The organism is Soehngenia sp., from assembly GCF_055108775.1.
Map to the genome: position 1 here is coordinate 1 of NZ_JBSQIL010000057.1, position 10,387 is coordinate 10,387.

Annotated in this window: 8 protein-coding genes; 1 reads left to right on the plus strand and 7 read right to left on the minus strand. The window is 30.9% G+C overall.

Going from position 1 to position 10,387, the window contains the following annotated elements:
* Positions 1-195: 195 nt before the first annotated feature.
* Positions 196-1,923, minus strand: a complete 1,728-nt coding sequence (locus ACTB1H_RS07445; RefSeq protein ID WP_463262212.1) for an ABC transporter ATP-binding protein — start codon at positions 1,921-1,923, stop codon at positions 196-198.
* A 662-nt stretch (positions 1,924-2,585) separates the two neighbouring features.
* On the opposite strand from ACTB1H_RS07445, the gene ACTB1H_RS07450 reads away from it, so the two are divergent.
* Positions 2,586-3,263: a metal-dependent hydrolase gene (locus tag ACTB1H_RS07450; protein ID WP_463262213.1), complete on the plus strand. Its 678-nt coding sequence runs from the start codon at positions 2,586-2,588 to the stop codon at positions 3,261-3,263.
* A 31-nt stretch (positions 3,264-3,294) separates the two neighbouring features.
* Here the strand turns inward: ACTB1H_RS07450 and ACTB1H_RS07455 are convergent, their stop codons facing one another.
* The 6 genes from ACTB1H_RS07455 to nagA all read right to left on the minus strand — a co-directional run bounded on the left by ACTB1H_RS07455 (position 3,295) and on the right by nagA (position 10,249).
* The gene (locus tag ACTB1H_RS07455; protein WP_463262214.1) at positions 3,295-3,558 is read right to left on the minus strand and encodes an HPr family phosphocarrier protein; all 264 of its coding nucleotides are present in this window, start codon (positions 3,556-3,558) and stop codon (positions 3,295-3,297) included.
* Between the two features lie 96 nt (positions 3,559-3,654).
* A complete protein-coding gene (locus tag ACTB1H_RS07460; protein WP_463262215.1) occupies positions 3,655-4,908 on the minus strand; it encodes a zinc-binding dehydrogenase in 1,254 nt (417 codons plus the stop codon).
* 16 nt (positions 4,909-4,924) lie between these two features.
* Positions 4,925-5,404, minus strand: coding sequence for a PTS sugar transporter subunit IIA (locus ACTB1H_RS07465; RefSeq protein WP_463262216.1), 480 nt, complete (start codon positions 5,402-5,404; stop codon positions 4,925-4,927).
* Between the two features lie 19 nt (positions 5,405-5,423).
* The gene (locus ACTB1H_RS07470) at positions 5,424-7,505 is read right to left on the minus strand and encodes a BglG family transcription antiterminator (protein WP_463262217.1); all 2,082 of its coding nucleotides are present in this window, start codon (positions 7,503-7,505) and stop codon (positions 5,424-5,426) included.
* Between the two features lie 43 nt (positions 7,506-7,548).
* On the minus strand, positions 7,549-8,970 hold the full coding sequence (locus tag ACTB1H_RS07475; protein WP_463262218.1) for a PTS mannitol transporter subunit IICB: 1,422 nt from the start codon (positions 8,968-8,970) through the stop codon (positions 7,549-7,551).
* 115 nt (positions 8,971-9,085) lie between these two features.
* Positions 9,086-10,249 carry an N-acetylglucosamine-6-phosphate deacetylase gene (gene nagA, locus ACTB1H_RS07480; RefSeq protein WP_463262219.1) on the minus strand — a complete coding sequence of 388 codons (1,164 nt, stop codon included), beginning with the start codon at positions 10,247-10,249 and terminating at the stop codon, positions 9,086-9,088.
* Between the last annotated feature and the right edge of the window lie 138 nt (positions 10,250-10,387).

Below are 10,387 nucleotides of genomic sequence, written 5' to 3' on the forward strand. Positions count from 1 at the left end.
TTATGCCCAAATTTAAATTTTATAGTATAATTATAACACAAAAAAGGACTTTTATAAGTCCTTTTTTGTTGAATTAAACTATTTTAATTTGTCTATTTTGCTGATTTCTAGTAAGGGTCTAATTTAACTTTACAAAGGTCTAATTTAGTTTTACATTTGACCTAATTATTTTTCTGATTCCCATAGTTCTTTAGCCTATAAAAAATCTAATGCTTCTTTAGTAAAATTGATAGGAATTTCGCTATCATGCATTTTACTGTTATACATAAAATAGAAATGCGATTCATTATCTAGCAACTGCTTAAAGTTACCTGACTCTACTATCTTTCCGTCTTTCATAACCAAGATTTCATCATATTTATCTAGTATAGTCTCATCCATTTGATGAGTTATCGCAATTAGAGTTTTATCAAGATTAGTCAATGTTTTCTCAATTTCATATGCTGTTACTTTATCCAATGCAGATGTAGCTTCATCTACTAATAATATTTCTGCATCCTTTATCAATGCTCTTGCGATAGCTATTCTATTTAATTCTCCTCCGGATAACTGAACTTTACCTTCTCCAACTATTGTATCTATTCCTTTTTCATGTAAACTAATAGTTTTAAGTAAACCTGATTGTTTAATTACTTTATTAAATTTTTTTTCAGGAAAATCATTGTATAAGCAAATGTTGTTTTTTATAGTATCCTTGAACATAAATACATTTTGTTGTATTAATGTCACTTTATTGTAATATGAACTAGGATCAAACGATTTAATGTCATTATCGTCAATTTTAATTTTTCCTTGATAATTGTCTATTTGATTCATTAATATTTTGAGTAAAGTAGATTTGCCACATCCACTCTCTCCAACAATGGCATATTTCTTACCTTTTTCGAATACATAATTAATATTAGAAATTACTTCTTCTCTGTTATCATATGAATATGACAAATCTTCAATTTCAAGTTTGTTATGAAAAGAAAATTCTTTTTCTCCTTGATTAGAATTAGATTTGTTTAATATTCTTTCTTGTATGTTTGTGATAACTTTACTAACGGATTTTATCTTAGTGACATACATAGAGATTGAAATAAGTGGGTTTATTATATAATTCATTAATTGTACAGCTGCAATCATCGCTCCAATTGTAATATCTCCTCGCATTACGAATACACTAGCAATAATAATATTGATAAAGAAAATACTAAACCCAGAAACTAATGATATCGCTCCTTGAAAACCCATAAATGAGTCTGACTTGAATTTTGAATGTTCTGTTTCTTTGTTTATTCCAGAAAATATATTAAATATTTTATCTTCTATGTTAAATCCCTTAATTAATTCAAAGCCTTGAGCAATTTCCTTGACATGATTTACATGTCTTTCTAGATTTTCGAGATACTTACCTTTCAAAGCTTGATTTCTTTTATTAAATAACTGAGGTATAACTACAGGTAACCACCCGAAAATGATTATTGCTAATGTAAGATAAATATTTATTCTTAATAATAGATACAGCGATACAATAAACAAGAAAATATCTTTAGCTATATTAATTATGCTGTTTAAATAATTATCTTCTATCACCTTAATGTCATTATTTAGAATTGAGATTAATTCTGAACTACTCAGCTTAGATTGAGTATCAATGTTTAAGAAACTTTTTATAATAGATTGTTTATAGTCTCTCATAACAGCAGCATTCAAAGCTGCATTACTTGCTTTTGATAATGTTTCAGAAAGAAAAACTGCTGCTAAAAATAATATTGAAAATAGGATTAAAGTAGAAATTTCATAACTATAAGTACCTGCAGCAGTATCTACTATTGTTTTGAACAATATAGCCTGATAAGCTTCAACTATAGATATTACTATTACAAAAATAAGACTTAATGATAGTAAAAATTTGTGATTTAATATGTATTTTTTCATATAAAACAACTCCCATGTATGTATTTCCGAAATTAACTGCTATTCCTCAAATTGATACTTTAATAATAAAGCAAAAAATTCTATTTTAACTTCTCATGCTAATTATAAATAGTATTCATAACTTTTTTAAGTAAGAACTTATGTGGAATGTTTACTCATTATAGCTATTTGATAATTATGTAAATTTCCCTTAAAAAAACTATGGGCAATAGCTAAATAATCTCTTTTAGACAAAATAAAAGAAGCTAGATTGTCAAAATCATATTTGTCTTATCAAACTCTTTTGATTATCCACCCCCTAAATAAAATAATTAAATTTTTACAAAAAATTGTTATTTAATATTTTTAAATTATATCACAATGATTGGATAAATCAATTTCTTATTGATGTTTGAAGTAAAAATCCTTTTAAGCAAATAAATAATAACTTCCGATTTAATATAGTTCGGACTTTGAACTAAAAAATGCTCAAATCTTATGTATATTTGTTAAAGATTAGAAGATTTAAACTATTAAACGAAGTTATTTCACTTAAGTGATTGATTTAGAAACTCTATTAATTACTTCAAAATTATTTTCCACCAATAAATTAACACTATATATTCTAAAAATTAATTAAATTAATATTATTAGGGTATAAATTTTCCAAGGAGGTAATAAATATGAAACTAACATATTTAAGCCATTCAGTGTTCATATTAGAATCAGACGGGTTCAAAGCTATATTTGACCCTTTTATAACAGGAAATCCATTAGCTAAAGTCCTACCCACTGACATCAACGACATAACCCATATATTCGTATCACATGGCCATCAAGATCACCTTGGTGACACCATTGATTTGGCGAACGCAAATGATGCATTAGTCATTACTAATGCTGAAATTGCTGGATATCTTTCTACTTTTGGTGTTGAAACACACCCAATGCATATAGGAGGTAGCTATAAATTTGATTTTGGAAAGGTAAAGCTTACTCCAGCACTTCATGGATCATCTATAGAAACTGATGAAGGAATATTATATGCTGGAAATCCATGCGGTTTTCTATTAGAAATAAAGGGTAAAAAAATATATTATGCTGGGGATACCGGACTTTCTACAGACATGAAACTGTTAAGAGATGATGGTATTGACATTGCTATTTTGCCAATCGGGGGGAATTACACGATGGATATTGATGATGCAGTAAAAGCGGTCAAGCTTATTGAGCCTAAACTTACTATACCAATGCACTACAATACTTTCCCACTGATAAAAGCAGATCCATTAGAGTTTAAAAAGAAAAATATCTATAGTGATACTAAAGTACTTGAAATTGGAGAAAGTTATTCATTTTAATAAGAAAACGCACGATAAATCGTGCGTTTTCTTATTCTCCAAAATTGTTATCGACTAAACTTTTTATTCCTGCGATAGCAGCTTCTTCGTCTTCACCTTCTGCTTTAAAAACCAAATGAGTCCCTTTCCCAGCGCCCATGCTCAGAACAGACATTATACTTTTGGCAACATACTCTTGCCCATCTAATTCAATAGTTATGTTAGACTTGTACTTTGAAGCCTCTTTAACCAAAAGACTAGCAGGTCTAGCATGTAAACCAGTTTCATTTTCAAGTGTTACTTGTAATTTTTTCATAGCATAACCCTCTCTATTAAATATTTGCTAATTTATATACTCAATAAATATTCTAACCTTTAAGTTATAAAAGAGCAACCATAAAATGCAAATATCTTATTTGAAATTTTCAAGCAAATATTTTTCAGCTTCAACGCTCCATAGCCCTTTGTTGTTTTCAACTATTTCTGCTAGTTTTTCAAATCTCTTGTCTTCATTTGCTTTCTCCCTAAAGTCTTCTATAGCTGTTAATGGCATGTTAATTTGAGTATAGATTAATTTTTTGCCTCCTGGAATCTTTGGCAAATTCAACGTAGTATCAATGACACTGTCTAATCCACCTATATGAGTTACCATACATGCTGGATTTATTCTTTTATTTTCAGTAAGCTTTAAAGACTCAATTAAATCATCTGTATTTCCACCTGTCGTACCCATAACATGAGTTGAATTATAGTGGACGTTATAGAAGTTGATTTCACCTTTGAAATTAGTGTCAGTAGGTCCTGCAAAGAAATTCAAACAACCATCTCTAGCTAATATCCTATCAGCCTGTTCCACTACTTCTCTCACAGGTGCCATGGCAAATACATCGTCATATCCATGCCCTTCAGAAATTTCCATTAAATACTTGTCAGGATCGGCTATTTCTTTTGTATTTACAAAAATTAGCTTTATTCCACATTTATTAGCCTCATCCTCAAAAATTTCTCTTGCTCTTTTTAGTCTATTGCTGTCAACATCAGTAACTACAACAAGCTTAGGATTTTTATCTCCATGTAATGCATAATCAATAGTTCCAAGACCCATTGGCCCAGCTCCAGCTAAGATAGCTAAATTCCCATTTTCTTTTATTCCCATAAAGTGAGTATATTTTCCCATTTCTGTATGATATGTTGCGTGATATGCACCTATTATACATGACATAGGCTCAGCTAAACTCGCTTCATAATATGCATCACCCTTATAGTTAATCAAACACCCTAATTCCATTACTTCTGGTGGTACTATTGCATATGTTGCATCGCCACCAAAATACATATATGAATATCCAGGCGAAGCCATGCTCCCTTTGTAATTTAAAGCTGGTTGTTGTGCAAATTTAGTACCTGGCTTGAATTGATCTTGCCACTTTTTCCCAACTTTTACAATATTTCCAGCAAATTCATGTCCAATAATTATTGGATTTTCAGATACATCTTTTGGTACTCTTTTATGTTTTTCTCCTAATATTGCACATTTATAAGTTGACATGCAAATGCTGTCTGAGATTATCTCAACTAGTATTTCATCGTCTTTTATCTCAGGAAGTTCAAATTCCTCCAATCTCAAATCATTTGCCCCATATAATCTTACTGCTTTTGTTTTCATTTCTTTTCCTCCCTCTTTATTTAGCTGTAAAAGTAGAATAAATAAAATCTACATCATTAGTTTTTATGAGTTCTTTTAACTTTTCTTCATCTTCACTGATAATAGTTGCGATATTGGCTAAAATGCTTAAATGCTCATCGCCTTTCCCAGCAATTCCAATTACTAGATATGCTTTTTGACCATCGAAGTCAACTCCATCAGGAAATTGTAAGATAACTATGCCTGATTTCTTAATAAATTCTTTCGCTTTTCCAACTCCATGGGGTATAGCCACTCCACAACCAATATATGTGGTTAAATCATTTTCCCTTTCTATCATAGCATCAATATAGGCTTCGTCGACACAGCCACTCTTGAATAAAAGTTCTCCTGCAAATCTGATCGCATCATACTTATCCATATTGGGTAAATTTAACAAAACATTCTCTTTTAATAAAACATCTGCATTTCCTTCATCTGCTTTTTTATTTTTACTAGAAAACAGATTTAACCCCATTTTTTAGACCTCCATATTTCTAATTTTCATAATGAACTCTTTCATAAAATTCATTTAAATAATCTTCTAACAAATCATGTATCTTGTCTTTTTCGGAATTTCTTAAAGTAAATAAAAATTTCTCATCTTCGATAATCTTTGAACTTAGAAAACTCATAACACTTAGCTTATTATCATTTATATTTTTAGGTGCAAGCATTATTATTGCTAAATCTATTTTATTTGAATTTCCATCATTCTCTATATATATTGGCTTTAAAAGCCTTATAGCCCCAAATATAAGCCTATCAACACCTGTGGTTTTTGCATGAAGCAAAACTGCATTATATTGATCTAATACTGTACTTCCTAAACTTTCTCTCTTAAGCAATCCTTCTTTTATATTTGAAACTTCAATCTCGTTTCTACCAATTGTACTACTTATGTGATCAATCAATGATTTTATGCTTTCTTTTTCTAGCATATCTACTACAACAAGGTTGTTAAGCACTTCAAGTATTGCATCCAAATATTCTTTTAAACTATTAAGATCTTTTTTGGCTGTTGATTTAGAGGTTTTTATCTCCTTGTTTTTATCAATTATATTAAAATTTTTTAAAAATTCATCGATTAATCTTTTATCATCACTAAGCAAAAGTGGATTAACCACTACTAAAGGTATTTTCCCATAGTTAATTGGAATAGTGGATATAATAAAATCAATATCTTTGGTTGTTTCTAGCACTTCTTCAATATTTAGTGAAGAAATCACATCTACTATATTTAAATTTTTATATTCATTTTGTAATCTCGTTGAAAGAAGTGTAGCTGTACCCATTCCAGTTGCACATACGACAAGTACATCATATTTGATAAAATTTTTTCTGTTCCTTTCAACCGATGCTCCGATATGCATTGCTATATATCCTATTTCAGAATCAGGCATCTTTATTCCAAGTTCTATTTCAATAGGTTTCACTGCTTTTATCGCAACTTTGTAAATCTCTGTGTAATTGTTTTTTATTTCTTCTAAAAGGGGATTCCTTATTTCCATATTCATTCTTATTCTATAAAGTGCTGTTTGAAAATGTGTTGCTAGCCAAATTATAGACTGCCTATCTATTTTTGAATTCAATCCCAACTCACTATATGCATTTGAAAGGATTTTTGAAGAAATCATAATTACTTCATCATCTATTTGAGTTGTTTTAGTCCCTGCATTACCTATAATATGCATTGTAATATATCCTATTTCATCTTCAGGCATAGAAATGTTAAACTTTTCCCCAATAGCCTTTGCGAGTTTCTCTGCTTCTAAATATTCATCACATTTTTTTAATATATTTAAATAATCTTTGTCAATGATTATATTTTCGCCCTTATTTATTCTATCTATTGCGATTGCTAAATGTATGAGCAAACCAATATATGCCCTATCATTTAAAGTTGTTTTTAATTTATTTTCATTGTTAATTAATAACCTCTCTAATTCATACAATGTGTTTTTACTTATTAAGTTTACAAGATTTTCTCTTGTTTCTACACTCAATCTATCCTTATTTCTAATAATGTCAATAAGTTCCGTCTCTTCTATATTCTCATATATTAAATCAACTATTGCCCTCCTCTTGTCAGATTCATTTGCATCTACATAGAATCCAACACCAGGTTTACGAATTAATTTGCATCCATATTTTTCTAATCTTTCACTAACTCTATCTAAGTCGTGACTTATAGTTCCTTCAGTAACATTTAATTCAATTGTAAAATTGTTGATTTTTAATGGTTCACTTGCGTTCAAGAGTTCAGCCAATATATAAACTATTCTTTGACTTTGCGTGTAATTCTTGATTTCTCCACTTTTTTTAATATTATCCAAAAGTAATTCTCTACTCTGTTCGCTTCCCACAAACCGAATGCCTTTTCCCGATCGACTATCAATCGAGCATGAAAAGTAACCTAAATATGAATCTAAATCCCTAAGTTCTCTAGATACTGTTCTATTGCTTACATTTATTTTCTTAGCTATTTCAGACACAGTAAAAAATCTATCTTCCTTGATTAAGAGTTCTATGATCTCTCTTTGCCTTTGGGTGAGTTTAATTGAAATCACTACTATCACCTCTTTAAAGTAAGCAGCGAAATAAATTCCGCTGCTTACACAATTATTTGCCTAATAGTCTGTCAACAAGTTTGTCGTATTCTGGGCTGTTAATAAAATTGTCAATGGAAACATGATAAGCATTTGGTGCCTTTGCTCTAGCTCTTTCTGTCAAGCTCTTGTGGGTTATTATTACTTTTGCATCGGATGGTATTTCCTCAATTGCACAATGTATAACTTCAATATCTAAACCAGCTTTTTTGAGCTTGTTTTTTAAAGTAGTCGCACCCATTGCACTTGATCCCATACCAGCATCACAAGCAAATACTATTTTATTTACATTTGTCAAAGCTCCGTTTGTAACTGTATTATCTTGTGGTTTGTATTTCATCTCTTTTACTTTTTCTTTTGCACCAGATAAGTCTTCATCACTTATTTTATCTGAATTTCTCTTCACAAAGTATGATGCAACCAAAAATGATACTGCAGCTGATACCGCTACTCCTGCTAACACACCTAGATAGTTGCCTTTTGGTGTCATTGCCATTAAAGCAATTATACTACCTGGTGAAGGAGTTGCAACTAATCCTGCATTAAATAATGAAAATGTCAATACACCACTTGCTCCTCCAGCAATTACAGCTAATACCAAAATAGGATTCATCAAAACATATGGGAAATATATTTCATGTATTCCACCTAAAAAGTGAATTATTACTGCTCCAGGAGCTGATTGTTTAACTGATCCTTTTGAGAATACCCAATATGCTAATAATATACCTAATCCAGGGCCAGGATTTGTTTCAAGCAAGAAAAATATTGATTTACCAACTTCTTCAGCTTCTTGGATGCCAATTGGCCCCAATACTCCATGATTAATAGCATTGTTTAAGAAAAGAATTTTGCCTGGTTCGATGAAAATAGATGTTAATGGCAACAATCCAGCATTTACTATTGCTTCTACACCAGATTTTAAAATATTATTTAGTCCTTCTACTAATGGTCCAATTGCTAAATAAGCTAAAATTGCAAGAATCGCACCTAAAATACCAAGTGAGAAATTGTCAACCAACATCTCAAATCCTGCTCTTACCTTTCCTTCAATAGCTTTATCGAATTTCTTTATTAGATAAGCTGCTAAAGGTCCTACTAACATAGCTCCTAAAAACATTGGCACATCAGCACCTACTACAACACCCATAGTAGCTATTGCGCCGATAACTGCACCTCTTTGTCCTGCGACATTTCTACCTCCAGTATACCCAATGAGCAATGGAAGCAAATATGTTATCATCGGTCCGACTAGTGATGCTAAATTTTCATTTGGCCACCAACCAGTAGGAATGAATATAGCTGTTATTAATCCCCAAGCGATGAATGCTCCTATGTTTGGCATGACCATGCCACTTAATACTCTGCCAAATCTTTGAATATTTTGTCCTTTCCCACCAGCTGAACTTTGTAGACTACTAGACATATCTGACATTTTGGTACCTCCTCTTCATAACTTTGATATAATTATATGAAGTAAAACAGTTAATATCAATCAAAACTAGTCATAGTTGAGTCTACAATAATTACTGCCAAAATTAAATATCCTATTATATTTCTCTATAATAGCGAACTTCACCATTGACAATAGTGTTCAAAATCTTTAAGTTTTCGTCAAATATAATCATGTCAGCATCTTTTCCTATCTCTATACTTCCCTTTTTATCATCAATTCCGATCGCTTTAGCAGCAGATAAACTAGCCATCCTAACAGCATCACTTAATTTTATACCTACATGATGCACAAGATTAAATACTGCCCTATCTAGTGTCAACGTAGAGCCTGCAATTGTGCCATCATTTAATATTGCCTTTCCTTCTTTAACTGTAACATCTTGTCCACCCAATTTATACATTCCATCAGCTTTGCCTGCTGCCATCATTGCATCTGATATTAGAATTATAGAGTCAGATCCTTTCACATCTATAGCAAGCTTTAAAGCTGCTTTATGGATATGAATCATATCAGCTATCAATTCACATTTGACTCTCTCATCAGTTAAGCAAGCACCGATTATCCCAGGCTCCCTATGGCTAAAGGATCTCATCCCATTGTAAAGATGTGTGGCTATACTTGCTCCTGAATCAATAGCTTTTCTAGCGATATCAAAAGTTGAATTTGTATGCCCCAAAGCTACTTTAATTCCTTTATCTTTCAAATATCTAATTGCACCGAATGAATTTTCCATCTCTGGTGCAATTGAAACAACTTTAAGGTGATTATTTGAAGCTTTTATGAATTCATCTATTTCTTCTATTGTTGGATTTTTAAGGTATTTTTCTGGTTGAGCACCTTTCTTTTCTTTAGAAAAATATGGTCCTTCTAAATATATGCCAACCATATTTGAATACCTCATGTCTGAGTCAATATATTCACTACCCGCATGTAATACATTTATTAAATCTTCATGCTTCGATGTAATAGTAGTTAACAGATATGAAGTGACCCCATTTTTTAAGTGGAATTTAGAAATTTCATCAAAAGCATCAAAATTTGCATCCATAAAATCATAACCTGAATTTCCATGATTGTGTATATCTATAAATCCTGGGGAAAGATAATTTGATTTAGCATCGATGAATTCTAAAAATTTTTCCGGTTCTACTTCATCAGAAGTAATATCAACGATTTTCCCATTTTCAACTATTATACTTTTGTCATTTAAAATTTCGTATGGAGTTATTACTCTTGCATTTTTAATCAATAATTTCATTCAAATGCCCCCTTTGGTCTATGATACCCTATTTTAAAGCAATCGAGTAGGAGGTAATTAATTATTTTAATTACCGTCCTCTCACACCACCAAGCATACCGTTCGGTACTTGGCGGTTCATTAAGACAGTCTAAATTT